A 26,518-nucleotide genomic window follows, 5' to 3' on the forward strand; every position below is an offset into this window, starting at 1 on the left:
GCTCGCGAAGAGGTCGGCACATTCAACAGATGAGTTGATTGGCAAACCGCTTTCGCGAGCAAGCTCGCTCCCACAGGGATTGTTGCTATGCCGGGCATCTACGCAGGTGCCCGGTTTATCGGTGTTAGCCGATAGTCATCAAGCTGGCATTACCACCCGCCGCAGCAGTGTTAACGCTCAACGCCCGCTCAATCACCAGACGCTCCAGGGCAAGGTTGGTCTCGCCCTGGGACAAGCCCTGAACCCCAACAATCGCGCCAGCACGCTTGGCAATCTGCTGGCAAACACCGCGCAACTGGTCGGAATGGCCGTGATGCAGAACCGCATCGAACACCACCTCATCCTTGTTCCAGTCAGAAACCAGCTTGATCCGCGCCTGAATGTCCTTCGGCAGGCGTGCGAACAATGCCTTGCTGATGTCGGACTCCGGCCATACCGCCGAACCGCCTACCGCCAGCACCGCTGCCAGTTGCGTCAGCAGATCACCTTCAACCTCGGCCAGGCACAACACGTGCTCGCGCGGCAGGATGGCGTAGCTGTTTTTCTCACCGGTCGGGCCGGCCAGCACGCGGGTGATGCCGCTTTGCGATTGTGCAGCGTATTGCACGCACAGGGTGCTCAGGTCGGCGTACTTGTTGCTTTCAGCCCAGGCTTTCAGGGCGTTCAGCGGTTTGCTCATGGCGTCGCGCAAACGAACGTCCGGGGCGATAACGGCATCACCGCGAGCGAAGGATTGTTCAATAGCATCGGTAGGACGTGTCGCCAGCAAACGGTACAGGTACAGCGGACCACCGGCTTTCGGACCCGTACCCGACAGGCCTTCGCCGCCGAATGGCTGCACGCCGACCACGGCACCGACGATGTTGCGGTTGACGTAGACGTTACCGGCGTTGACGTTATCGATCACCTTGGCGATGGTCTCGTCGATACGGGTGTGCACGCCCAGCGTCAGGCCATAACCGGAAGCATTGATCTGGCCGATCAACTGGTCGATCTCTTTGCGCTTGTAACGCACCACGTGCAGCACCGGACCGAAGATCTCGCGTTGCAGTTCGTCGAAGCTTTCCAGCTCGATCAGGGTCGGCATGACGAAGGTGCCGCGTTTGACTTCTTCGGTATCGGCGATCGCTACTTGGTAGACGTTGCGACCTTTGTCGCGCATGCCCTGGATGTGCTTGTCGATGCCCGCCTTGGCTTCGGCGTCGATCACCGGGCCGATGTCCACGGACAAGCGCTCAGGGTTGCCGAGACGGCTTTCGGCCATGGCACCTTTGAGCATTTCGATGACGCGATCGGCGGAATCTTCCTGCAGGCACAGGACCCGCAGCGCCGAGCAACGCTGACCAGCGCTGTCGAAGGCCGACGAAACTACGTCGATGACGACTTGTTCGGTCAGTGCCGAAGAGTCGACGATCATCGCGTTCTGGCCGCCGGTTTCGGCGATCAGCGGAATCGGACGGCCCTGGCTGTCGAGACGGCCAGCGATGTTGCGTTGCAGCAGGCGCGCAACTTCAGTGGAGCCAGTGAACATCACGCCTTTGACGCGCTCATCGCCCACCAGACCGGCGCCGACGGTTTCACCGCGACCCGGCAGCAATTGCAGAACGCCTTCCGGGATCCCGGCTTCAAGCATCAGGCGTACGGCCTGAGCGGCAACCAGCGGAGTCTGCTCAGCTGGTTTGGCCAATACCGGGTTACCGGCAGCCAATGCCGCAGCGACTTGGCCACTGAAAATCGCCAGCGGGAAGTTCCACGGGCTGATGCACACCACCGGACCCAGTGGGCGGTGGGCGTCATTGCTGAAATCGTTGCGCGCCTGCACCGCGTAATAACGCAGGAAGTCGACGGCTTCGCGGACTTCGGCGATGGCGTTGGCGAAGGTCTTGCCGGCTTCGCGGGCCAACAGGCCCATCAGCGGCTGGATCTCGCCTTCCATCAAATCAGCGGCACGTTCCAGAATCGCCGCACGTTCGGCCGGCGGAGTGGCCTGCCAGATCGGCGCGGCGTTCAGTGCGCATTGAATCGCGTTGTCGACGTCTTCGACGGTGGCTTCCTGTACATGACCGACCACATCACGGTGGTCCGACGGGTTCAGAACGGCTACCGGTGTTTCGTTGCTGGAGGCGCAACCGAGCATCGGCGCAGCTTTCCAGTCGTTGTGCGCAGTGGCAAGCAGGGCGCAGGACAGCGAAGCCAGACGATGTTCGTTGGCCATGTCGATGCCGCTGGAGTTGGCGCGCTCAGCACCGTACAGGTCACGCGGCAACGGAATACGCGGGTGCGGCAAGCCGAAACCACCTTCCACGGTCGCCATCTGCTCGATCTGCGCCACTGGATCGGCCACCAGTTCCTGAATCGAAATCGACTGGTCGGCGATACGGTTAACGAACGAAGTGTTCGCGCCGTTTTCCAGCAAGCGACGTACGAGGTAAGCCAGCAGGGTTTCGTGAGTACCGACCGGAGCGTACACGCGGCACGGACGGTTCAGCTTGCCTTCGGAAACTTTGCCTACAACCTGCTCGTACAGCGGTTCGCCCATACCGTGCAGGCACTGGAATTCGTACTGCCCCGGGTAATAGTTCTGACCGGCAATGTGGTAAATCGCCGACAGGGTGTGGGCGTTGTGCGTAGCGAACTGCGGATAGATGACTTCCGGCACCGACAGCAGTTTGCGTGCGCAAGCGATGTAGGAAACGTCGGTGTACACCTTGCGGGTGTAGACCGGATAGCCTTCCAGGCCTTCGACCTGGGCGCGCTTGATTTCGCTGTCCCAGTACGCGCCTTTGACCAGACGGATCATCAGGCGATGACGGCTGCGACGGGCCAGATCAATCACGTAGTCGATCACGTACGGGCAACGCTTCTGGTAAGCCTGGATAACGAAACCGATGCCGTTCCAACCGGTCAGTTGCGGCTCGAAACACAGGCGCTCCAGCAGATCCAGCGACAGTTCGAGACGGTCGGCTTCTTCGGCGTCGATGTTCAGGCCGATGTCGTATTGCTTGGCCAGCAGGGTCAGCGACAGCAGGCGCGGGTACAGCTCGTCCATCACCCGCTCGTACTGCGCGCGGCTGTAGCGCGGGTGCAGTGCCGACAGCTTGATGGAGATGCCCGGGCCCTCATAAATCCCACGACCGTGGGAGGCTTTGCCGATCGAGTGAATGGCTTGTTCGTACGACGCCAGATACTTTTGCGCGTCGTGTTCGGTCAGCGCTGCTTCACCGAGCATGTCGTAGGAATAGCGGAAGCCCTTGGCTTCGAACTTGCTCGCGTTGGCCAGTGCTTCGGCGATGGTTTCGCCGGTGACGAACTGCTCGCCCATCAGGCGCATGGCCATGTCGACGCCCTTGCGGATCATCGGCTCACCGCTCTTGCCGATGATGCGGCTGAGCGAAGAAGTCAGGCCGGCTTCGTTGTGCGTCGAGACCAGTTTGCCGGTCAGCAGCAGACCCCAGGTGGCCGCGTTGACGAACAGCGACGGGCTGTTGCCCAAGTGCGGATGCCAGTTGCCGGTGCTGATCTTGTCGCGGATCAGTGCATCGCGAGTGCCCTTGTCCGGGATACGCAGTAGCGCTTCGGCGAGGCACATCAGCGCCACGCCTTCCTGGGACGACAGGGAAAATTCCTGCAGCAGACCCTGAACAATGCCTGCACGGCCGCCGGCACTTTTCTGGTTACGCAGTTTTTCCGCGATGGAGGCGGCGAGTTTGTTGGTGGCTTCGGCCATCGGTGCTGGCAGGCGAGCCTGCTCGATCAGCATCGGCACGACTTCCGGCTCAGGGCGGCGGTAAGCGGCGGTGATCGAGGCGCGCAGAACGGACTGCGGCAGGATGCTTTCGGCGAATTCGAGGAAGCACTGGTGGGCGTGATCGGTGTGGACTTCGCCCGCCTCATCGGCGTCCTTGGCGGTCAAACCGTTCAGCTCGGTCAGGGTTGCACCACCCTCGAGTTTTTCCAGGTAATTGAAAATTGCCTGCTTGATCAGCCAGTGCGGTGTGCGATCAATCGAGGTTGCGGCCGCCTTCAGGCGCTCGCGGGTCGGGTCATCGAGTTTGACCCCAAGGGTGGTGGTAGCCATATTTTTATCCTCATGGTTGCCACAGTTGCGTGGCATCAGCTGGCCGCAAGATTAGCCGTGCGCTGAACGAGGTGCAACCGGGTGCAACCCTTTTTTTGTCGGAATAATAGGCAGCTCGTCAGGAATTATTTTCTGGTACGAAAGTGCTGCTCCTGCTTGGTGCTTTTGCTTCTAGCAAAGGGCCATGACTGCCACAAAAGGGAGCAAAAACGGGGTGATCGTCGATAAATCCGACTAGGTGCAACTAATTCTCACGAAACTGGTTGCACCTTATTTGATTTGTTGCATAGCATTCGCGCCCAAGGTGCAACCGGAAATAATCCGGCGCACCGGCTGATGGCTTTCCTGGGGAAACATCAGTCCTAAATGCGCGGGATCCCGGATCGTCTGCCAAACGTCGTCGTTTGCGTGCGGTTCACCACCGCCGCTACATAAAAACAAAGCCAGGGCGTAACTCAATGAGCGTAAGCAATCCAACCCTGATCACGTTCGTGATCTACATCGCAGCAATGGTGCTGATCGGCTTGATGGCCTATCGCTCCACCAACAACCTTTCTGACTATATTCTCGGTGGTCGCAGCCTCGGCAGCGTCGTCACCGCGCTGTCTGCCGGTGCGTCCGACATGAGCGGCTGGTTGTTGATGGGCCTGCCGGGCGCCATCTATATGTCCGGTCTGTCCGAAAGCTGGATCGCCATCGGTCTGATCATCGGTGCCTACCTGAACTGGCTGTTCGTTGCCGGCCGTCTGCGTGTGCAGACCGAGCACAACGGCGACGCCCTGACCCTGCCGGACTACTTCGCCAGCCGTTTTGAAGACAAGAGCGGCCTGCTGCGGATCATCTCGGCCGTGGTGATTCTGGTGTTCTTCACCATTTACTGCGCTTCCGGCATCGTGGCCGGTGCCCGTCTGTTCGAAAGTACCTTCGGCATGTCCTACGAGACGGCGCTGTGGGCCGGTGCTGCGGCGACGATTGCCTACACCTTTATCGGTGGTTTCCTGGCCGTGAGCTGGACCGACACCGTGCAAGCCACGCTGATGATTTTCGCGCTGATCCTCACGCCGATCATCGTTCTGCTGGCCACCGGTGGCGTCGACACCACGTTCCTGGCCATCGAAGCACAAGATCCAAGCAACTTCGACATGCTTAAAGGCACTACCTTCATCGGCATCATCTCGCTGATGGGCTGGGGTCTGGGCTACTTCGGTCAGCCGCACATCCTCGCGCGTTTCATGGCGGCGGATTCGGTGAAATCGATCGCCAAGGCGCGTCGCATTTCCATGACCTGGATGATCCTGTGCCTGGGCGGCACTGTCGCCGTGGGCTTCTTCGGTATCGCTTACTTCTCGGCGCACCCGGAAGTGGCGGGTGCAGTCACCGAGAACCCTGAGCGTGTGTTCATCGAACTGGCCAAGATCCTCTTCAACCCATGGGTTGCCGGTGTCCTGCTGTCGGCCATTCTGGCTGCCGTCATGAGCACCCTGAGCTGCCAGTTGCTGGTGTGCTCGAGCGCCCTGACCGAAGACTTCTACAAAACCTTCCTGCGTAAATCCGCTTCCCAGGTTGAACTGGTGTGGGTTGGCCGCGCGATGGTTCTGCTGGTTGCCCTGATCGCCATCGGTCTGGCCGCCAACCCGGAAAACCGCGTACTGGGCCTGGTGTCCTACGCCTGGGCTGGTTTCGGTGCTGCGTTCGGTCCGGTTGTGCTGATCTCGGTTATCTGGAAAGACATGACCCGCAACGGCGCACTGGCCGGCATCATCGTCGGTGCAGTCACCGTGGTGGTCTGGAAGCATTTCGAACTGCTGGGTCTGTACGAAATCATCCCGGGCTTCATCTTCGCCAGCCTGGCGATCTACTTTGTCAGCAAGGCCGGCGAACCGACTCGCGGCATGGTTGAGCGCTTCCAGGCAGCGGAAAAAGATTTCAATCTGAACAAGTAATACCCTGAGCTTCGGCTCACACGAAAACGGCCCGTTTCCTACAGGAGACGGGCCGTTTTTTTGTGCCTGCGATTTCTCGAATCCTGTGGAAATCCATTGTGGGAGCGAGCCTGCTCGCGAATGCGATTGATCATTCAATGAATGTGTCGACTGACATGCCGCTTTCGCGAGCAGGGTTCGGTGGTGGTTTAGGAGATTTGTCTGTAGTTGAAGGCGCCGATTTTTGCAGGGTTTTTCGGCAAACAAAGTAGGGCAAATCTGATTTTCACGTCACCCATTCACCACCCCTTGCCCCTCATGCAGAATCGCCCGCCCTCACACTGCAGAGAGACATCGGATGTTCGCGCCTGCCAATCAACCGCGTTTCACGTTGACCCTCGAAGGCGCCCAGCATGACCTCAAAGTCCTTGAGTTCACGGGCAAGGAAGCCATCAGCCAACCCTTTAGATTCGAGCTGGAACTGGTCAGCGAACGAGCGGATCTGGACCTCGAAAGCCTGCTGCACTGTCAGGCGTTTCTGCGTTTTGATGCTCAGGGCTCCGGCGTTCACGGTCAGATTTATCAGGTCGGGCAGGGCGATTCCGGGAAACGTCTGACGCGTTATCACGTCAGTCTGGTGCCGCGTCTGACCTACCTCGGGCAGCGGATCAATCAGCGGATCTTCCAGCATCTGACCGTGCCGCAGATTGTGGCGCGAGTGCTCAAGGATCATTCGATCTTGCGTGATGCCTTTGAGTTTCGACTCGGCAGCGAATACCCGGTGCGCGAATATTGTGTGCAGTACGCCGAGAGCGATCTGGCGTTTATCCAGCGCCTGTGTGCCGAGGTTGGCATTCACTACCACTTTCAGCACAGTCCTCAGGGGCATCTGCTGGTGTTCGGTGATGATCAGACGGTGTTCCCGCGTCTGGCCGAGTCGACGGTTTATTTGCCGGGCAGCGGCATGTCCGCTGGTGCGCCGGCGGTTCAGCGCTTTAACGTTCGCGTGGAAACCCGCACCAGCGTAGTCACCCGGCGCGACTACGACTTCGAAAAACCACGTCTGCATTTGCAAAGTCGTATGGATGGCGAGCAGCGCCCGGTGCTGGAGGACTATCACTTCCCCGGCCAATTCAAAGACCGGGAAACCGGCAAGCACCTGGCCCAGCGAGCACTTGAGCGACATGTCGCCGATTACCGTCAGGCCGAAGGCATCAGCGATGAATCCGCGCTGGTTTGCGGACATTTCCTGCAACTGAGCGAGCATCCGCGCCACGACTGGAATGACCTGTGGCTGCTGACTGCCGTTGAACATCATGGCCGACAGCCGCAAGTGCTGGAGGAATCGGTGACCAGCGATGGGGACGCTTTCCAGGGTTACCGTAATACCTTTCTCGCCACCCCGTGGGACGTTTTCTTTCGCCCGGCGCTGGGCTCGGAAAAGCCACGGATGCCCGGCTACCAACCGGCCGTGGTGACCGGGCCGAAAGACACGGAAATCCACTGCGACGAGTACGGCCGGGTCAAGGTGCAACTGGCCTGGGACCGCGACGGTGAATTGAATGAGCATTCCAGTTGCTGGCTGCGCGTCGCCACTAATTGGGCTCACGACCGCTATGGCAGTGTGTTGATTCCGCGAGTCGGCATGGAAGTGCTGGTCGGTTTCATCGATGCCGACGCCGACAAACCCTTGGTCGTGGGTTGCCTGCCCAACGCCGCGACTCCGATCCCGCTGGATTTGCCAGCGGACAAGACACGCAGCCTTTTCCGCAGTCAGAGCAGCCCCGGCGGTGGTGGCTACAACGAGCTGCGCATCGAGGATCGCAAAGGCGCCGAGGAAATCTACCTGCGCGCCCAGCGCAACTGGACGCAGCATGTGTTGCACGATCAACAAGTGCAGGTCGATAACCAGCGCAGCATCGTCGTTACCGGCACCGCGCGGCATGAATTGAAGGCAGATGAGCAGCGCATCACCCACGGCCAGCGCCAGACCGAGGTGAAGCAAGACGACCATCTGAACGTGATCGGCGACCGGCATATTCGCGTGAGCAATCAGGCGACCAGCGCCAGTCAGCAATTCCATATCGGCGCCGGCCAGCAAGTGGTCATCGATGGCGGCGCGAGTGCAACGATTCAGGCCGGCGGGCAATGGATCAACATCGGCCCCGGCGGCATTTTCAGCAGCGTGCCGATTGTTGTAGGTGGTGCGCCGATGGCAGCGATGAGTGCCGCGCCGGTTGTACCGGGATTGCCGGAGAAACTCGCCGCCGCGCCGGCTGCCATGCTCACCGCGGCACAAATCATGAGTTTCAAGGGTGATGCGCCATTCTGTGAAGAGTGCGAGCGTTGCAAGGACGGTCTCTGTGCAGCCTGATTTTCTCTTGCCTGTCGATTGGTTGGCGCGCGAACCTTTGAACGCATCCGAGCAATTGTTCGCGGTGTTCAGCAATGCCAGCGAGGCGGAGCCGTTCAAGGCCTGGCCAGACATGGCGAGTCCGATCTGGGCCGAGACGATCTATGCCGAGTGGGATGCGGTGATGCCTTATGTGGGAATTGTCGCTGCTGACAGTGAGTTTCTGCATTGGGTTGCCACCACCGAGTCGCGGGATTGGGGATGGTTGGCGGTTTCTTCGGCGAGTCTGGAAGAGGTGGTGGCGCACTTTCGCAGTATCACCCAAGTGCTGATGCCGGGAGGCAAAACGGTGTTTTTTCGTTTTTGGGACGGGCGCTTTCTGTTGCCGATTTTGCAGTCTGATGAGGTGGATGCGGCACAACTGTTCCCGCTGATCGGGCGTTGTTTGATCAATGGGCAAGCGCTGGAAATTGGCGGCAGGGCGCAGGTTTCGGGGCGGGCATTCCCTTGGTGGCAGGTGCCGGAGTCGGTGCTGGCGCAGCAAGGTAATGACGTTCAAACGGCCAATACGTTGCAGTGGTTGAGCGAGGAATATCCGGCAGTCTTCGAGGCCTTTCCCGAAGCGGTTTTGCGTTGCAAAGTGAGGCGGTTTATTCAGGTTTCGATGTCGGAAGAATCGTCGCAATCGGCGTTGCTGGCGTTTTTGCTGGCAGAGTCGGAGTGAGTTTTCGGGGCGAAGGTCTCGGACGATTCCTTCGAGTTGCGGCGGTTTTCATGAACTGGTGGGCGGTGGGTTGCAGGGATAGTCTTTTCGTTGTCACTGCGAGAGTGGTGGCAGGGTGTAGGAACCCTTGGAATTTACCGTGCACCAGCCCTGTTGTCTGATTGCGGCACCTAACCCGTGTCCGTAACATCTTTCGCGGCGGCTGTGCGCGGGAACGCTTCGGCGTAGCTGAGTTTTGGCTGGTTCCTCAGTTTCCTACTCTCGCGTACGGCTGCCACCCAAACCTGTAGGAAGGTCATTGGTAGCCTCATTTAATCAGTTGAGGTGCAAAATATGACAACGCTTAAACCGGCTCCACCCTACGAAAAAATCGTCCCCCATCCCGACAACCGCTTCATGGCACTTACCGGCAATTGCAGCGACATGCCGACCCTGTTCATCGACACCCACGTGCCCCTCGACATCCTTATGGACGCCGCCAACCATCGCCTGCGCGCCGTGATCCAGGTGTTGGAAAACATGTGCATGCGCGGCTCGGTCGAATGCGACTCCGTCATCCTCAGCGACTTCGCCCAGCTCTGCGTGATTCCTTTGCGCGATGGCTGTGATGTGCTTGATGTCATCGGCAGGCGCCTGCGCAGCATGCCCGCCTGAAAAAGATCAAAAGATCGCAGCCTGCGGCAGCTCCTACAAGGGACTGGTGTTCACTCTGTAAGAGCTGCCGCAGGCTGCGATCTTTTGCTGTTGATGGATATCAAAGCGTCAGTCGGAAATGTACGCATCCTGAGTTTTGATAAAGCTGTTGAACGCCTCGGAGTTGTAGACCTTCAGGCACGCAAGGAACACTACTTTTTTATTCGAGTATTTGCTGTTTGAAGGTGTCTGCTCGTAAGCCGCCAACACGTAGTTTCGGGTTTCTTTGTAGGGATCGTGCAGCACCTGCAGCGTGTCTTCATTTTGCAGGATGGAATGCATGCCTTTGCCCATGAACGAATAGGCATTGGCGGACAGTGCAATGTCTTTTTCCAGCGCGGAGCGTTCGTTGAATGGCTTTAGGATGCAGTGGCTCAGGCCGTAGTTCTTGAGTGTCTGGCGTGCCTGTTCAATGTGGGTTTCGTCGGCACGGGCGAGGTATGGGCCAAGCAGGCTGAGTAAGCAGATGATTAGATATCGCATGAGTTTTTGACTTCCTGTCTCTTATGTTTTGCCAGTGTAATGCCATAAAAGCAAAGCCCCTCACCCTAGCCCTCTCCCAGAGGGAGAGGGGACTGACCGAGTTGTCTGGGTGATGTGCGCCGACTTGCGACTTCAGTGGTGAACTTGGCTTGGCCAGGCCTCGCTATGTGTTGTTTCTGGGGACTGACCGAGTTGTCTGGGTGATGTGCGCCGACCTGCGACTTCAGTGGTGAACTTGGCTTGGCCAAGCCTGGATATGCGTTGTTGTTTCGGGGGGACTGACCGAGTTGTCTGGGTGATGTACGCCGACTTGCGACTTCTGCGCTGATCTTCGCTTGGCCAAACCTGAGATCACGCTGATCTTTCAGGTCGATGTAACTCGCAAGATCGCCACCGTCAGTCCCCTCTCCCTTCGGGAGAGGGCTAGGGTGAGGGAAAGGCTTTTGTCCGCTCAGCCGCCAACCCCTGACTTGCCGCGCGGTAAAAGGTAAACTTTGCGCCCTTCGCAGGAGCAGCCATGAATTATCGTCACGCCTTCCATGCCGGCAATCACGCCGATGTGTTCAAACACCTGACCTTGACCCGCCTCATCGCCCTGATGTCGCGCAAGGAGCAGCCGTTTGCCTATCTCGACACACACGCCGGCATCGGTCTGTATGACTTGCAGGGTGATCAGGCCAATCGCACCGGCGAGTACCTGGAAGGCATCGCGCGCTTGTGGGATCAGCCGGATCTGCCGGCGCTGACCGCCGACTACATGAAGGTGCTACACGAAATGAACCCGGATGGCCAGTTGCGCTACTACCCGGGTTCGCCGGAGCTGGCGCGGCGCCTGACCCGCCCGCAGGATCGGGTGATGCTCAACGAGAAACACCCGGAAGACGGCGTGCTGCTCAAGGACAACATGGCCGGCGATCGGCGGGTCAAGGTTCATCTCGGCGAGGGTTGGCACGTCGCTCGGGCGATGCTGCCAGTGCAGGAAAAGCGTGCGGTGATGTTGATTGATCCGCCGTTCGAGCAGCTCGACGAGATGCAGCGTTGCGCAGCGTCGTTGAAAGAGGCGATTGGCCGGATGCGTCAAACCGTGGGGGCGATCTGGTATCCGGTAAAGGATCAGCGCGCGTTGCGTCGGTTTCATCAGGATCTGGCCGGCACCGGTGCGCCGAAGTTGTTGCGCGTGGAACTGCTGGTGCATCCGCTGGATACGCCGAACAGCCTGAACGGTTCCGGCATGGCGATTGCCAATCCGCCGTGGGGGCTGGAGGAAGAATTGCGTGAGTTGCTGCCGTGGTTGTCGAAGAAGCTGGGGCAGACCCAGGGTGGCTGGCAGATGGATTGGCTGATTGCCGAGAGCTGATCACTGACTGATCGTTCCCACGCTCCGCGTGGGAATGCAGCCTGGGACGCTCCGCGTCCCAACAGCGGACGCAGAGCGTCCATTGAGACATTCCCACGCAGAGCGTGGGAACGATCGGCGGCTGGATCAGTTACCTGCCAAACTCGCTGGCATGCACACGCCGGTGCCGCCAATTCCGCAATAACCCTCAGGATTCTTCGCCAGATACTGCTGGTGATACGCCTCGGCGAAGTACACGGTCGGCGCCTGTTCGATCTCGGTGCTGATTTCGCCCAGACCTGCCTTCGACAGCTCAGCCTGATAGGTCGCTTTGCTTTTCAGTGCAGCATCCAGATGCTCAGGTGAGGTCGCGTAGATCACCGAGCGGTACTGCGTGCCGATGTCGTTGCCCTGACGCATGCCCTGCGTCGGGTTGTGCAATTCCCAGAACATCGCCAACAGCTCTTCGTAGCTGACTTTATCCTTGTCATACACCACCAGCACCACTTCGGCGTGGCCGGTCAGGCCCGAGCAGACTTCTTCGTAAGTCGGGTTCGGCGTGAAACCGCCGGCATAACCGACGACCGTGCTGACCACGCCCTCGCGCTGCCAGAAGCGGCGCTCGGCGCCCCAGAAGCAGCCCAGACCGAAAATCGCAAAATCGACGTCCTGGAAAAACGGGCCAAGCAGCGGGGTTTCTTCGAAGACGAAGTGCTTTTCAGGCAGGGTCATCGCGGTTTCGCGGCCGGGCAGAGCTTGTTCTTTAGTCGGGAGCACGTTTTTGTTCACCAGAATTTCCGAGCGCAGAACCATGATCGTTCCTCTCAGTCAGGTTGGATGTAAAAAGTCAGACCACCAGTGTGCCCAATGATGCCGGAATTCGCACTATCAAAACTGTGGGAGCGAGCTTGCTCGCGAAAGCGGTATGTCAGGCAATGTTGATGTCGAATGACACTCCGTCTTCGCGAGCAGGCTCGCTCCCACAGGGGAATGTCTTCTAGCGCAACAGGGTGGGGTGATCAGAGGCAGAGCGGACCGCGCGGGTAGCGCTTGAGGGCCTGGATCAGCTCGCCGCCAGGGATCGGCCGGTCGAACAGGTAGCCCTGGCCGACGTCGCAACGGTGCCGACGCAGGAACGCCAACTGCTCGGCGGTCTCGATCCCTTCCGCCACGACCTTGAGTTTCAGGTTGTGCGCCATGGCGATCACCGCCGAGGTGATTTCCATGTCGTCCTGATTGTCGGGGATTTCATGGATGAAGCTGCGATCGATCTTGATGATGTCGATCGGGAATTTCTTCAAATAACTCAGCGACGAATAACCGGTGCCGAAGTCGTCCATGGCCAACGTCAGGCCCAGGCGCTTGAGCTGGTCGAGCTGCAAGTGGGTGTCTTCGGTGGCTTCCAGCAGCAGGCCTTCGGTCAGTTCCAGTTCGAGCAGGTGGGCCGGCAGCGCTTCTTCCTTGAGGATGTTGGCAATGGATGCCACCAGATCAGGATCGGAAAACTGTTTCGGCGACAGGTTGATCGCCACTTGCAGATTGCCCATGCCGGCGGCAGTGAGCGATTTGCTCATACGGCAGGCCTGACGCGCAATCCACTTGCCGATCGGTATGATCAGGCCTGTTTCTTCGGCAACGCTGATGAATTGGTCCGGGCGGATCATGCCGCGTTCCGGGTGATTCCAGCGCAACAGTGCTTCCATGCCCAGCAGACGTCCGCTGCGCAGGCACAACTTGGGCTGGTAGAACACGTCCAGTTCGTTCTGGGTCAGGGCGCGGCGCAGGTTGTTTTCGACGAACAGCTTGTAACTGGCCTCGGCGTTCAACGCCTCGGTGAAGACTTGTACCTGATGTTTGCCGTTGGCCTTGGCCTTATGCAGCGCCAGACCGGCGTTGCGCATCAGGGTTTGCGGATCGCGGCCGTGCAGCGGCGCGCAGGCCAGGCCGACGGAACCGGTGACGCTGATCAACTGATTGTCGACGAACATCGGTTTATCCAGCGTCGCCAACAATTGGTTGGCAATCTGCTGGCCGGTGGCAAGGTCGGTGTCGTCGAGCAACACCGCAAATTCGTTACTGGCAAACCGCGCGAGGCTGCCGCTCGGGCTCAGGCTGTTGCGCAGACGCCGGGCCAGACTGATCAGCAGTTTGTCACCGGTCTGGTGACCGAGGCTGTCGTTGATCCGCTTGAAGTTGTCGATGTCCACCAGCAACAGGCTGATCGGCGTATCGCTGTCGCGGGCGAAGCGTTCGTCCAGGTTGCGGATAAACGCCGGGCGATTGCCGAGGTTGGTCAGGTTGTCGGTGTAGGCCAGACGTTCGATGCGCTGCTGCGCCAGTTTGGTCTGGGTGATGTCTTCGTAGATGCCGATGTAGTGGGTCAGTTCGCGGTTGTCGCCGTAAACCTTGGAGATCGATAACTGGCCCCAGTACGGTTCGAGGTTTTTCCGCCGGCTCTTGAACTCGCCCTGCCAACTGTTGCTCTTGGCCAGCGCGGAGGGCGCGTCGAACAGCAGTTCGCTGAGGTTTTCCAGGGCCGGCAGCTCGGAAAGGCGCTGGCCGTGAACTTCCTCGGTGGTGTACTGGGTGATCGCGGTGAAGCTCGGGTTGACGTACTCGACCACGCCATCGCAATTGACCAGCAAAAAGGCGTTGGCGCTTTGCTCGACCGCACGCTGGAACAGGTGCAGGGCGCTGGTGGCAGTGCGGCGGTTGTGGTTGTTGATGACTTGCGCGAACTGATCGGCCAACTCGCCGGCAAAGGCGATTTCATCGGACTGCCAGGCGCGGGTGACGCCGGTCTGTTCCAGACAGAGCACGCCGACCACTTGGCCGTCGACGCGAATACTGGCGTCGAGCATGGCGTTGACGTCGCGCGGGCGCAGGGCTTCGGCCATCTCCCGGGTGCGCGGATCGCGCATTGCATTGTGTGCGTCGATGGCACGGCTGCTGTGCAGCGCTTCCATGTAATCGGGGAAAGTGCTGACGTCGATCACGTCCGGGAGGATGTACTCCTGGGTCGCGCGGTGGTACGCGGAGATCGGCACCAGTTGCTGGCCTTCGAGGTTCCACAGGCTGGCGCAGTCGATTTCATAGATATCGCAGGCGCAGCGGGTGATCAGCTCGGCGGCTTCCTGCAACGAGTTGTGCGTGCTGTAGCGCTGGCGCGCAAGCAGCAGAATCAGGTCCTGCTGGGCGCGCACGCGCTCAAGGTGTTGCAGTTGCTCCTGCTGGGCGCGTTGATTGAGTTCAAGGGCGATCTGCAGGCGGGAGTTCTGGGTTTCGAGGTCAACGGAGGGCACTGGCGGCGCTTCGTCGAAGACGTGATCGACCGCCAGCAGATAGCCGCGCAGCAGGTGACGGTTGTGTTGTTTGTAGGCTTCGCCCAGTTCCAGGATGCTTAGCGCACCAGCCGCCGTGTGCAGGGTATAGCGCACCAGATAATGTGGGCTGACGGTCAGCTGTTGCTGGATCGCGTCGTGCAGTTGATAACGCGCTTCCGGTTCCATCAGGCTCGCGTAGGGTGAGCCGACCAGTGCGCAAAGCTCGACGGCCGGCTGGCCGAATTGGCGTTCGCAGTTGGGATCGAGAAACAGCATGGCCCAACTGGCTTCATTCAAGCGCTCGAAACGCAGCATGCCGAGCCGCGAGGGCACAGGCAACTGCGTCACTACCTCGGCCGCCATACGGCTGGCGGCATCGGGTTGGCTCTTCATGAAGGGAACTCGCTTGGAAATATGCTGAACGCGCCGGGCTCACGCCCTCTTTACTGTTGCCTGCGGCAAGGTTGCATCATTGCGGCACCGACTGACAAGAGACATGAAGGCCAAGTGCTATAAGAATATGTCGGCTGGACTGAACATTTCTCCAGCCCGTGGTTGAAAAGAGCCAAAGATCGCCGCCTTCGCCAGCGTCTACAGGGGAGTGCGCGCTCTACAGGAGCTGCCGAAGGCTGCGATTTTTAAGGCTTAGCGCAGTTTTATGGCAATCGACTGCAGCCGTTTGCCATCGCGGTCGTGGTAATTCACCTGAATCTCTTCAGCCTCGACCACCAAGTGGGCGAAATTGTCTTCACTCACCACGGTGCTGGTCAGTTCATGCCGATAATCGCCCGCCGCTGTGCGCACCAGCGGCTGATCCAGGATGAACGTCGACGCTTTGGCATACGGCAGCAGTTTGCTGTTGCACAGCGGTGAGGACACGACGGTGTGGACTTCGAAGTCCGGGTCTTCGCTGTGGGTCAGGCGAGCGGTCAGCGAGCCATGCACGTCCCCGGAGATGAACACGACATTCTTGATGCGTCGGGTGCGGACGGTTTCCAGCAGGCGCAGGCGCTGCTCGGGAAAGGCTTTCCAGGCATCATCGCCGTGGAGCTTGCGATCCGGATAGAACATCACACTGGTGACCACAAACTTGACCCGCGCCGTGCTATGACTCAGCCATTTGAGCAAGGCTTGTTCCTGCGCCTCGTCGAGGATGCGTCGATCATTGGCAGACAAGTTGCGGCGGGTGCGACTGTCGGTGACAAACCATTCGATATCGCCATCGCTGAATTGATACCAGTAATGCTCAAGTGTTGCGTGATCTACTTCTCCGTTAGTTGTCAGCGGATGTGCCGGGCTGTGACTGGCCTGATACAGTTCGTAAGCGGCCATGGCGTTACGATATAAGTCACCGTCGGACTTGCTGGCATTGGCCGGCCAGTTATCTTCGATCTCATGATCGTCGAGAATCATGTAAGTCGAAGTGTTCGACATTAGACGTTGAATGTTCGGCTGGGAAAACGCGGCGCGGTATTTACTGAGGATGTCTTTGTATTCGCGGTCCGGTGCGATCAAGTTCAAATCGTCCACGTAAATTTGATCGCCGGTCATCATTACCGCACTGATCGGTGGTTGTACGCCTTCAATCACTTGATTGATGGATGCAAAGATCCGATCACCCAGTTGCGGCAGCGAGGCGACACCGGCAGTCATGCGCAGGTAGCGGCAGGAACCGACAATATAGGCTCTGGGTTGCAGGGCTTTGCTGGAGCGGGTGTGCAGGCGGTAGATTTCTCGTGGCCATTGCAACGGCAACTCGGCGACGCTGTCCGGCGTGTGCACCGGATTCATCGGGCTGAACCAGCCAGTCTGATATTCATATTCGGTATCGCTGCTCAAATTGGTGAGGGCGAATACTTGCGACATGTCGCGTAATTCGCTCAGGCGGGCAAAGTTACCTTTCGACCATTGTTTTGTGCCAGTTGCGCGATAACGCATTCCAGCAAATACCCGTGCATTGTTTTGCCGGTCGCCACGCATGAATATGCGTGCGTGATTAGTTGTAATGTGGCCGACAATCGGGCCGATAGTTGGTTTTAACATGTCGAATCCATTCGAATGAATTTGAATAAATGTGAGTTTTGAGAAGTTTGCTTAGTTGAATTTTCTGCGCCTAGATTAGTTGCGGATCGAATGAAAAAGATCGGCGTCAAGTCGACTGAGGCTGTGGCCGATGTCAGCGCAACGTGTGGGAAAAAGACCAGGATGAGTTTTCTTCAGGCAAAAAAAAGCCCCGCCAAACTGGCGGGGTTGAGGTACGAGCGTGTGGCGCTCGAAAGGGTGCAGCAATCGGCCCGCCGTTGCCGGAGGGCCGATCGAGTTACAGCAGGATGGTGCGGATGTCCGCCAGCAGGCTGCCCAGACGCTGGGTGAAGCGTGCGGCAGCGGCGCCGTTGATCACACGGTGATCGTAGGACAATGACAGCGGCAGCATCAGTTTCGGCTGGAAGGCTTTGCCGTCCCAGACTGGCTGGATGGTTGCCTTGGAAACACCGAGGATCGCCACTTCCGGCGCGTTGACGATCGGCGTGAAGCCGGTGCCGCCAATGTGGCCGAGGCTGGAAATGGTGAAGCAGGCGCCTTGCATGTCGTCAGCAGTCAGCTTCTTGTCGCGGGCTTTGGCGGCCAGCGCAGCGGCTTCGGCTGCCAATTGCAGCAGGCTCTTCTGGTCGACGTTCTTGATGACCGGTACCAGCAGGCCATCCGGGGTGTCGACGGCGAAGCCGATGTTGACGTACTTCTTGCGGATGATCGCTTTGCCGCTTGGCGCCAGCGAACTGTTGAAGTCCGGCAGCTCCTTGAGCATGTGCGCGCACGACTTGAGCAGCAGCGGCAGGATGGTCAGCTTGACGCCGGCCTTCTCTGCAACGGCTTTCTGCGCCACGCGGAACGCTTCCAGCTCGGTGATATCAGCCGAATCGAACTGAGTCACGTGCGGGATGTTCAGCCAGCTGCGGTGCAGGCTCGACGCGCCGATCTGCATCAGGCGAGTCATCGGCACTTCTTCGATTTCGCCGAAACGGCTGAAGTCGACGACCGGAATCGGCGGGATGCCCGCGCCACCGGTTGCGCCAGCAGCAGCGGCCGGTGCTTCCTTGGCCTTCTGCATCATCGCTTTGACGTAAGTCTGCACGTCTTCTTTCAGGATACGACCGTGCGGGCCGCTGGCGCCGACAGCGTTCAGCTCGACGCCGAACTCACGGGCCAGTTGACGCACGGCTGGGCCGGCGTGAACTTTCGCGCCCGGCTTGGCCGGTGCGGCGGCCGGAGCGGCAGCAGGTGTAGGCGCAGCGGCAGCCGGAGCAGCAGCGGCAGGAGCACTTGGAGCAGCGGCGGCAGCTGGAGCCGGGGCAGCAGCAGGGGCCGCGCCTTTGACTTTCAGCTTCAGAATCAGGTCGCCGGTACCGACTTCGTCATCCAGCTTGATGGAAACGCTTTCCACCACGCCAGCGGCAGGCGATGGAATTTCCATGCTCGCCTTGTCGGATTCCAGAGTGATCAGCGACTGGTCGGCTTCAACGCTGTCGCCAGCCTTGACCAACACTTCGATGATCTTGGCTTTGCCCGACGAACCGATGTCCGGAACGTGGATGTCCTGAACGCTGTCGGCAACCGGTGCTGCTGGCGCGGCTGCCGGAGCAGGCGCAGCGGCAGCGGCCGGAGCAGCCGCCTGAGCTGGAGCGGTTGCAGCAGGGGTCGCAGCACCCGCCACTTCCAGATCCAGAATCAGGTCGCCAGTGCCGACTTCGTCGTTAAGCTTGACGCTGATGGCCTTGACCACGCCAGCGGCAGGCGACGGGATTTCCATGCTCGCCTTGTCGGATTCCAGAGTGATCAAAGATTGATCAGCCTCGACGGTATCGCCGACCTTGACCTGGATTTCGATGATCTGCGCCTTGCCCGACGAACCGATGTCCGGCACGTGCACTTGCTGAACCGAAGCGGCAGCAGGGGCAGCGGCTGGTGCAGCGGCAGCAGGCGCGGCAGCCGGTTTGGCCTCCGCTTTTGCAGCCGGCGCAGCAGCCGGAGCAGGGGCCGCTTCAGCGGCGCCCTCGACTTCCAGCTCAAGCAGTTCGTCGCCTTCTTTCAGGCGATCGCCCAGCTTCACTTTCAGGCTTTTGATGACGCCGGCTTTCGGGGCCGGCACTTCCATGCTGGCCTTGTCCGATTCCAGGGTCAGGATGCTCTGGTCGGCTTCGATACGGTCGCCGACCTTCACAAACAGTTCAATTACTTCACCTTCACCGCTGCCGATGTCAGGTACGCGAATGAGTTCGCTCACAAAATGTCTCCTCAGCAGTCCAGTGGGTTGCGTTTTTCCGGGTCGATGCCGAACTTGGTGATGGCTTCAGCCACAACCTTAGGTTCGATATCACCACGGTCAGCCAGTGCTTCCAGGGCTGCCAACACCACGAAATGACGGTCGACTTCGAAGAAATGACGCAGTTTCTTGCGGCTGTCGCTGCGGCCGAAACCGTCGGTGCCCAGGACTTTGAATTCCTTGGACGGTACCCACTGACGGATCTGCTCGGCGAACAGCTTCATGTAGTCGGTAGAGGCAATGACCGGACCCTTACGGCCGTTCAGGCACTCTTCGACGTAACTCAGCTTAGGCTTCTGGCCTGGCTTCAGACGGTTGCTGCGCTCTACAGCGAGACCGTCGCGACGCAGTTCGTTGAAGCTGGTAACGCTCCACACGTCAGCGCCAACGTTGAACTCTTCACGCAGGATCTTCGCCGCTTCACGGACTTCACGCAGGATGGTGCCGGAGCCCATCAGCTGGACGTGGTGCGCCGCATCGCGGGTGTCTTCTTCGAGCAGGTACATGCCTTTCTTGATGCCTTCTTCGGCACCGGCCGGCATGGCTGGCTGCTGGTACGACTCGTTCATCACGGTGATGTAGTAGAAGATGTCCTGTTGCTCTTCGGTCATCTTCTTCATGCCGTCCTGAATGATCACCGCCAGCTCGTAGCCGTAGGTTGGATCGTAGGTGCGGCAGTTCGGGATGGTCGCGGCCAGCAGGTGGCTGTGACCGTCTTCGTGTTGCAGACCTTCACCGTTCAGGGTGGTCCGGCCGGCGGTGCCGCCGATCAGGAAGCCACGGGTACGGCTGTCGCCAGCGGCCCAGGCCAGGTCGCCAATGCGCTGGAAACCGAACATCGAGTAGAAGATGTAGAACGGCAGCATCGGCTGGTTGTGGCTGGAGTACGAAGTACCGGCAGCGATGAACGAGCTCATGGCGCCTGCTTCGTTGATGCCTTCTTCAAGGATCTGACCTTTCTGGTCTTCCTTGTAGAACATCACCTGGTCTTTATCGACTGGCTCGTAGAGCTGGCCGACGGACGAGTAGATGCCGAGCTGACGGAACATGCCTTCCATACCGAAGGTACGGGCTTCGTCCGGGATGATCGGAACGATGCGCGGGCCGATTTCCTTGTCCTTGACCAGTTGCGCGAGGATCCGCACGAAGGCCATGGTGGTGGAAATTTCACGGTCGCCGGAACCGTCAAGGATGGCCTTGAGGGTGTCCAGATCCGGAGTCGGCACGCTGAAGCTTTGTGCGCGGCGCTGTGGCACGAAACCGCCCAGTGCAGTGCGACGCTCGCTGAGGTAGCGGGCTTCGGCGCTGTTTGGCTCTGGCTTGAAGAACGGCAGGTTCTCCAGCTCTTCGTCCTTGACCGGGATGTCGAAGCGATCGCGGAACAACTTCAGGCTGTCGACATCGACTTTCTTGGTGTTGTGCGCAGTGTTTTTCGCTTCGCCGGCACCGGTGCCATAACCCTTGATGGTCTTGGCCAGGATAACGGTAGGTTGTTCTTTGTGGTTGACCGCTTCGTGGTACGCCGCATAGACCTTGTACGGGTCGTGGCCGCCACGGTTGAGTTTCCAGATCTCGTCGTCGGACAGATCAGCAACCATCGCCTTCAGTTCTGGCGTGTTGAAGAAGTGTTCACGGACGAACGCGCCGTCTTTGGCTTTGTAGTTCTGGTACTCGCCGTCGATGACTTCGTCCATGCGACGTTGCAGGATGCCGTCGACGTCTTTGGCCAGCAGTGGGTCCCAGAAACGGCCCCAGATGACTTTGGTCACATTCCACTGAGCACCACGGAACACGCCTTCGAGTTCCTGGATGATCTTGCCGTTGCCGCGAACCGGGCCGTCGAGGCGCTGCAGGTTGCAGTTGATGACGAAGATCAGGTTGTCGAGCTTCTCGCGGCCGGCCAGGGAGATGGCGCCCAGGGATTCCGGCTCGTCGCACTCGCCGTCGCCCAGGAAGCACCAGACTTTCTGTTTGCCCGGCTGGATGAAACCGCGGTGTTCCAGGTACTTCATGAAGCGTGCCTGGTAGATCGCCTGGATCGGACCCAGACCCATCGATACGGTCGGGAACTGCCAGAAGTCAGGCATCAGCCAAGGGTGCGGGTAGGACGACAGGCCCTGACCGTCGACTTCCTGGCGGAAGTTGTTCATCTGGTCTTCGGTGATGCGACCTTCCATGAACGCACGGGCGTAAACGCCTGGCGAGGTGTGGCCCTGGAAGTAGATCAGGTCGCCGCCGTGTTCGTCGGTCGGGGCCTGGAAGAAGTAGTTGAAGCCGATGTCATACAGGGTCGCGCTGGAGGCGAAGCTGGAGATGTGACCACCCAGGTCAGAATCTTTCAGGTTCGTACGCATTACCATGGCCATCGCGTTCCAGCGTACCAGCGAGCGAATGCGGCGTTCCATGAACAGGTCGCCAGGCATGCGTGCTTCGTGGGTTACCGGGATGGTGTTGCGGTAAGGCGTGGTGATGGCGTAAGGGAGCTGCGAGCCGCTGCGGGTCGCGAGTTCGCCCATACGGGTCATCAGATAGTGAGCACGGTCTTCGCCTTCTTTGTCGAGAACCGATTCCAGGGCGTCCAGCCATTCCTGGGTTTCGACGGGATCGAGGTCTTGCATGGCTTGCTCCAGGGCGGAAAGGCTTCCAGAATCGGTTGCCTGAGTTTGCGACTGGCCTTGTGGGCAGACGATTTAAAATTCTTGGATTGCCGACAGGTTGTTCCGGCGGCGTGTAGTTTTACTACAAATCTTCCGGCATTTCAGCCTTTCGAATGTATAGACGAGTAGTAAAACTACAGAAGAATGGCTTGTGGCCTCCGGCTGCGTTGTGAGAATAATCGTTAAGGTTGGTCTTTTGCCATCCGAAAAAGGTGAAAATTTGATGTTCGCTGCCAAAGAGAAAGAAATTTCAGCTATTTCTAACTTTTGTTCGACAGTCCTCCGGGTAGCGGGTTTTCACCAATCACTACAAGCGGCCATTTACACGCCGATCAAGGATAGACCATGACCCTGCCCGTGCTTGCCGAACTGCCCGCCATTCTCCTGCCGTTGGTCACTCGATCCGAGCAGTCGTTCCGTACGGCCGTCGCCGCGCTGGAAGACGATCACGGCTTCGCGGCCTGGACGCCAGAGCGCTGGGCACAGTTTGCTCGCGTTACCGCTGCCAGCGAATTCGTCATTGAACAGAGCGTTCGTGACCCTTTGATGTTGTTGTCGCTGGTGCAGTCCGGGGAACTCGACCGGGCCTTCGCGCCGGGTGAATTGTGTGCGCAGATTGCCGCTGCGGTGAACGCCGCCCAGAGTGAAGATGAACTTGGCCGTGCGTTACGCCGCCAACGTGCTCGCCATCAAGTGCGGATCATCTGGCGTGATCTCACCCGGCAGGCCGATCTGGTGCAGACCTGCCGTGATCTCTCGGACATGGCCGACGCCACCATCGATCAAGCCTATCAATGGTTGTACAGCCGCCATTGCGAACAATTCGGTACGCCCACCGGCCGCCGCAGCGGTGAGCCGCAGCAAATGGTCATTCTCGGCATGGGCAAGCTCGGCGCTGTCGAGTTGAACCTGTCTTCGGACATCGATTTGATTTTCGCTTACCCCGAGGGCGGCGAAACGGTGGGCGTGAAGCGCTCGCTGGATAATCAGGAATTCTTCATTCGCCTCGGCCAGCGCCTGATCAAGGCGCTCGATCCGATGACTGTCGACGGCTTTGTGTTCCGCGTCGACATGCGCCTGCGCCCGTACGGTTCGTCCGGCGCGCTGGTGCTGAGCTTTAACGCGCTGGAGCAGTATTACCAGGATCAGGGCCGCGACTGGGAACGTTACGCGATGATCAAGGCGCGGGTGGTGGCGGGCGATCAGGTGGCGGGCGCGCAGTTGCTCGACATGCTGCGACCGTTCGTTTACCGGCGTTATCTGGACTTCTCGGCGATCGACGCGCTGCGCACCATGAAGCAGTTGATCCAGCAGGAGGTGCGGCGCAAAGGCATGGCCGACAACATCAAACTCGGCTCCGGTGGCATCCGTGAGGTCGAGTTCATCGCTCAGGCCTTTCAGTTGATCCACGGCGGCCGCGACTTGAGTCTGCAACAACGTCCTCTATTAAAGGTGTTGAGTACGCTGGAAGGGCAGGGTTATCTGCCACCGGCGGTGATCAGCGAGTTGCGCGAGGGCTACGAATTTCTCCGTTACACCGAGCACGCGATTCAGGCGATCGCCGACCGCCAGACCCAGATGCTGCCGGATGGCGCGCAGGATCAGGCACGCATTGCCTTCATGCTCGGTTTCGCCGATTGGGATGCTTTCCACGAAAAACTGATGTTCTGGCGCGGCCGTGTCGCCTGGCACTTCGCCCAGGTAATTGCCGATCCCGACGAGGATGAAGGCGCCGAAAGCGAAGTGGTGGTCGGCGGTGAATGGCTGCCGCTGTGGGAAGAGGCGCAGGACGAAGAAGCGGCGTGCCGGCAGTTGGAGGAGGGCGGTTTTGCCGATGCCAGCAAAGCTCTGAAAGCCTTGGCCGGATTGCGCAGCAGCCCGCAATTGCGCGCGATGCAACGGTTGGGGCGTGAGCGTCTCGATGCCTTTATTCCGCGTTTGCTTGCGCAGGCCGTGGAGCATGCCAATCCGGATCTGGTGCTTGAGCGCGTGTTGCCGCTGGTTGAAGCAGTGGCCCGGCGCTCGGCTTATCTGGTCTTGCTGACGGAGAACCCCAGTGCATTGCGCCGCTTGCTGACGCTGTGTGCGGCGAGCCCGTGGATTGCCGAGCAGATCACCCGTTTCCCGCTGCTGCTCGACGAATTGCTTAACGAAGGTCGCCTGTTCAAGCCACCGTTGGCACCAGAGTTGGCTGCCGAGTTGCGTGAGCGCCTGACGCGGATTCCCGAAGACGACCTCGAACAACAGATGGAAGCCCTGCGCCATTTCAAACTGGCGCACCGCTTGCGCGTCGCCGCCTCGGAAATTGCCGGCAGCCTGCCGCTGATGAAAGTCAGCGATTACCTGACCTGGCTGGCCGAGGCGATTCTTGAGCAAGTGCTGGCCCTGGCCTGGCGCCAGACCGTGGCCAAGTACGGCACGCCGTTGCGCACCGACGGCACCTTGTGCGATCCCGGTTTCATCATTGTCGGTTATGGCAAAGTCGGCGGTCTGGAGCTGGGGCACGGTTCGGATCTGGATCTGGTGTTCATCCACGACGGCGATCCGCAGGCGGAAACCGATGGGCCGAAGTCGATCGATGGCGCGCAATTCTTCACGCGGTTGGGGCAGCGGATCATTCACTTGCTGACGGCGCAGACCAACTCCGGTCAACTCTACGAAGTGGACATGCGTCTGCGCCCATCCGGTGCTTCCGGGCTGTTGGTGAGTTCGCTCGGCGCGTTTGCCCGCTATCAGGAAAATGAAGCCTGGACCTGGGAGCATCAGGCCTTGGTGCGCGCACGGGTGCTGGTGGGCAGTCAGGATGTCGGTCAGGCGTTCGAGAAGGTTCGTGCGCAGGTGTTGGGCAAATCCCGAGATCTGGCGAAGTTGCAACAGGAGGTAAGCGAGATGCGCGCGAAGATGCGCGACAACCTCGGCACGAAGAGCACAGCGGCCGGCACAGCGGCAAATGCCTTCGACGCCACGGCGCCGTTCGACCTCAAGCAGGACGCCGGTGGTATCGTCGATATTGAATTTATGGTGCAATACGCGGCTCTGGCGTGGTCGCACAGCCACCCGCCATTGCTGCGCTGGACCGATAACATCCGCATCACGGAAGAGCTGGAACGCGAAGGGCTGATGCCCGCCGAAGACGCCAGCCTGTTGCGCGAGGCCTACAAAGCCTACCGCTCCGCCGCCCACCGGCAGGCCTTGCAGAAGGACGCCGGGGTGATCCCGGGCGACCAGTTTGCCGACGAACGCCGGCAGGTTTTACGGATATGGAAAGAGATGGGGCTAAGCTGAAACCGGTTTGTGTAGCACCCAATACCCTGTGGGAGCGAGCTTGCTCGCGAAGACGGAGTGTCAGACGACACCGATGTCGGATGTGATGGCCCCTTCGCGAGCAAGCTCGCTCCCACAGTGGATCTACAGTGTCTGTAGATCTGAAGCAGGACGAACAAACCATGTGGGAGCGAGCCTGCTCGCGATAGCGGAGTGACAGTCGACAGTAGTGTTGAAGGTAATGACCCATCGCAAGCAGCGCCGCTCCCTCAGTGATTTTCGAGGCGGGGAGGCATAAATGCCTCCCCGGTTCGTTTTTGGAAACTACATGAATATTCTGATCGTTGGGCCCAGTTGGGTCGGTGACATGGTGATGGCGCAGACACTGTTTCAGTGTCTCAAGCAGCGCCACCCGCAATGCGAAATCGACGTGCTGGCCCCTGAGTGGAGCCGGCCGATCCTTGAGCGCATGCCCGAAGTGCGCAAGGCCTTGAGCTTCCCGCTCGGCCACGGCGCGCTGGAATTGGCGACGCGTCGGCGCATCGGCAAATCCCTGCGCGGCCAGTACGATCAAGCGATCCTGCTGCCCAACTCGCTGAAATCGGCGCTGGTGCCGTTTTTCGCCGGCATCCCGAAACGCACCGGCTGGCGCGGCGAGTTTCGCTACGGCCTGCTCAACGACGTGCGCACCCTCGACAAAGAACGCTATCCGCTGATGATCGAGCGCTTCATGGCTCTGGCTTATGAGCCGAACGCCGAGTTGCCCAAACCCTATCCACGTCCAAGCCTGCAAATCGATCCGGTCACCCGTGAAGCCGCACTGGCCAAATTCGGCCTGAGCCTTGATCGCCCGGTATTGGCTCTGTGCCCAGGCGCCGAGTTCGGCGAATCGAAGCGCTGGCCTTCCGAGCACTACGCCAAAGTCGCCGAAGCGCGTATTCGTGAAGGCTGGCAGGTGTGGCTGTTCGGTTCGAAAAATGATCACGCGGTCGGCGAAGACATCCGCGCCCGGTTGATACCTGGCCTGCGTGAAGAATCGGTCAACCTCAGTGGCGGCACCTCACTGGCCGAGGCCATCGACCTGATGTCCTGCGCCGACTCGGTGGTCTCCAACGATTCCGGCCTGATGCACGTTGCTGCTGCGCTGAACCGTCCATTGGTGGCGGTCTACGGTTCCACTTCGCCGGGCTTCACTCCGCCGCTGGCCGAGCACGTCGAAGTGGTTCGTCTGGGCCTCGACTGCAGCCCGTGCTTCGACCGTACCTGCCGTTTCGGCCATTACAACTGCCTGCGCCAGCTGATGCCGGACGCGGTCAACGATGCTTTGCAGAAGTTGCAGGGCTCTGTGGTCGAGGTTCATTAAG

At 59.5% G+C, this 26,518-nt stretch carries 14 protein-coding genes; 7 read left to right on the top strand and 7 right to left on the bottom strand.

The window, feature by feature from the left end; genetic code table 11:
• Nucleotides 1-124: 124 nt before the first annotated feature.
• Entirely contained in the window at nucleotides 125-4,078 is a 3,954-nt protein-coding gene (gene putA, locus ACZZ0G_RS14155; protein WP_463556533.1) for a trifunctional transcriptional regulator/proline dehydrogenase/L-glutamate gamma-semialdehyde dehydrogenase, read from the bottom strand.
• A gap of 458 nt (nucleotides 4,079-4,536) precedes the next feature.
• On the opposite strand from putA, the gene putP reads away from it, so the two are divergent.
• The 4 genes from putP (at nucleotide 4,537) to ACZZ0G_RS14175 (ending at nucleotide 9,731) form a co-directional block, all read left to right on the top strand.
• Nucleotides 4,537-6,021, top strand: a complete 1,485-nt coding sequence (gene putP / locus ACZZ0G_RS14160; RefSeq protein WP_463397938.1) for a sodium/proline symporter PutP — start codon at nucleotides 4,537-4,539, stop codon at nucleotides 6,019-6,021.
• A 337-nt stretch (nucleotides 6,022-6,358) separates the two neighbouring features.
• Nucleotides 6,359-8,374 (top strand): type VI secretion system Vgr family protein, encoded by a 2,016-nt coding sequence (locus tag ACZZ0G_RS14165; protein WP_463556534.1) that lies wholly within the window; start codon nucleotides 6,359-6,361, stop codon nucleotides 8,372-8,374.
• A complete protein-coding gene (locus ACZZ0G_RS14170) occupies nucleotides 8,364-9,077 on the top strand; it encodes a DUF4123 domain-containing protein (RefSeq protein WP_463556535.1) in 714 nt (237 codons plus the stop codon). Before ACZZ0G_RS14165 ends, ACZZ0G_RS14170 begins: the two co-directional genes overlap by 11 nt.
• Nucleotides 9,078-9,410: 333 nt before the next feature.
• Entirely contained in the window at nucleotides 9,411-9,731 is a 321-nt protein-coding gene (locus ACZZ0G_RS14175) for a hypothetical protein (protein ID WP_123376875.1), read from the top strand.
• Nucleotides 9,732-9,839: 108 nt separating this feature from the next.
• Here ACZZ0G_RS14175 and ACZZ0G_RS14180 read toward each other — a convergent pair whose 3' ends face one another.
• Entirely contained in the window at nucleotides 9,840-10,253 is a 414-nt protein-coding gene (locus ACZZ0G_RS14180) for a hypothetical protein (protein WP_463556536.1), read from the bottom strand.
• A 517-nt stretch (nucleotides 10,254-10,770) separates the two neighbouring features.
• Between ACZZ0G_RS14180 and ACZZ0G_RS14185 the strand changes: the two genes are divergently transcribed.
• The gene (locus ACZZ0G_RS14185; RefSeq protein WP_463556537.1) at nucleotides 10,771-11,610 is read left to right on the top strand and encodes a 23S rRNA (adenine(2030)-N(6))-methyltransferase RlmJ; all 840 of its coding nucleotides are present in this window, start codon (nucleotides 10,771-10,773) and stop codon (nucleotides 11,608-11,610) included.
• A 126-nt stretch (nucleotides 11,611-11,736) separates the two neighbouring features.
• Here the strand turns inward: ACZZ0G_RS14185 and msrA are convergent, their stop codons facing one another.
• The 5 genes from msrA to aceE form a co-directional block, all read right to left on the bottom strand.
• Entirely contained in the window at nucleotides 11,737-12,402 is a 666-nt protein-coding gene (gene msrA, locus ACZZ0G_RS14190; protein WP_422607185.1) for a peptide-methionine (S)-S-oxide reductase MsrA, read from the bottom strand.
• Nucleotides 12,403-12,608: 206 nt separating this feature from the next.
• Nucleotides 12,609-15,305: a putative bifunctional diguanylate cyclase/phosphodiesterase gene (locus ACZZ0G_RS14195; protein WP_463556538.1), complete on the bottom strand. Its 2,697-nt coding sequence runs from the start codon at nucleotides 15,303-15,305 to the stop codon at nucleotides 12,609-12,611.
• Nucleotides 15,306-15,557: 252 nt separating this feature from the next.
• Nucleotides 15,558-16,955, bottom strand: a complete 1,398-nt coding sequence (locus tag ACZZ0G_RS14200) for an alkaline phosphatase D family protein (RefSeq protein WP_463556539.1) — start codon at nucleotides 16,953-16,955, stop codon at nucleotides 15,558-15,560.
• 277 nt (nucleotides 16,956-17,232) lie between these two features.
• Entirely contained in the window at nucleotides 17,233-19,194 is a 1,962-nt protein-coding gene (gene aceF, locus ACZZ0G_RS14205) for a dihydrolipoyllysine-residue acetyltransferase (RefSeq protein ID WP_463556540.1), read from the bottom strand.
• 11 nt (nucleotides 19,195-19,205) lie between these two features.
• Complete coding sequence (gene aceE, locus ACZZ0G_RS14210; RefSeq protein ID WP_008081364.1) at nucleotides 19,206-21,851, bottom strand: pyruvate dehydrogenase (acetyl-transferring), homodimeric type; 2,646 nt, start codon at nucleotides 21,849-21,851, stop codon at nucleotides 19,206-19,208.
• 384 nt (nucleotides 21,852-22,235) lie between these two features.
• Here aceE and glnE point away from each other — a divergent pair, with 384 nt between their 5' ends.
• Both glnE and waaF read left to right on the top strand, forming a co-directional pair.
• Entirely contained in the window at nucleotides 22,236-25,175 is a 2,940-nt protein-coding gene (gene glnE / locus ACZZ0G_RS14215; protein ID WP_463556541.1) for a bifunctional [glutamate--ammonia ligase]-adenylyl-L-tyrosine phosphorylase/[glutamate--ammonia-ligase] adenylyltransferase, read from the top strand.
• 307 nt (nucleotides 25,176-25,482) lie between these two features.
• Nucleotides 25,483-26,517: a lipopolysaccharide heptosyltransferase II gene (gene waaF / locus ACZZ0G_RS14220; protein ID WP_064387782.1), complete on the top strand. Its 1,035-nt coding sequence runs from the start codon at nucleotides 25,483-25,485 to the stop codon at nucleotides 26,515-26,517.
• The last annotated feature ends 1 nt before the right edge of the window (nucleotide 26,518 follow it).

Source organism: Pseudomonas sp. AC169 (genome assembly GCF_979258515.1).

Bases quoted from the DNA above. Each gene is read 5' to 3' on its own strand.
- msrA (WP_422607185.1), bottom strand. From the start codon at position 12,402: ATGGTTCTGCGCTCGGAAATTCTGGTGAACAAAAACGTGCTCCCGACT.
- ACZZ0G_RS14180 (WP_463556536.1), bottom strand. From the start codon at position 10,253: ATGCGATATCTAATCATCTGCTTACTCAGCCTGCTTGGCCCATACCTC.
- putP (WP_463397938.1), top strand. From the start codon at position 4,537: ATGAGCGTAAGCAATCCAACCCTGATCACGTTCGTGATCTACATCGCA.
- glnE (WP_463556541.1), top strand. From the start codon at position 22,236: ATGACCCTGCCCGTGCTTGCCGAACTGCCCGCCATTCTCCTGCCGTTG.
- aceE (WP_008081364.1), bottom strand. From the start codon at position 21,851: ATGCAAGACCTCGATCCCGTCGAAACCCAGGAATGGCTGGACGCCCTG.
- putA (WP_463556533.1), bottom strand. From the start codon at position 4,078: ATGGCTACCACCACCCTTGGGGTCAAACTCGATGACCCGACCCGCGAG.
- ACZZ0G_RS14175 (WP_123376875.1), top strand. From the start codon at position 9,411: ATGACAACGCTTAAACCGGCTCCACCCTACGAAAAAATCGTCCCCCAT.
- ACZZ0G_RS14200 (WP_463556539.1), bottom strand. From the start codon at position 16,955: ATGTTAAAACCAACTATCGGCCCGATTGTCGGCCACATTACAACTAAT.
- waaF (WP_064387782.1), top strand. From the start codon at position 25,483: ATGAATATTCTGATCGTTGGGCCCAGTTGGGTCGGTGACATGGTGATG.
- ACZZ0G_RS14185 (WP_463556537.1), top strand. From the start codon at position 10,771: ATGAATTATCGTCACGCCTTCCATGCCGGCAATCACGCCGATGTGTTC.
- ACZZ0G_RS14195 (WP_463556538.1), bottom strand. From the start codon at position 15,305: ATGAAGAGCCAACCCGATGCCGCCAGCCGTATGGCGGCCGAGGTAGTG.
- ACZZ0G_RS14165 (WP_463556534.1), top strand. From the start codon at position 6,359: ATGTTCGCGCCTGCCAATCAACCGCGTTTCACGTTGACCCTCGAAGGC.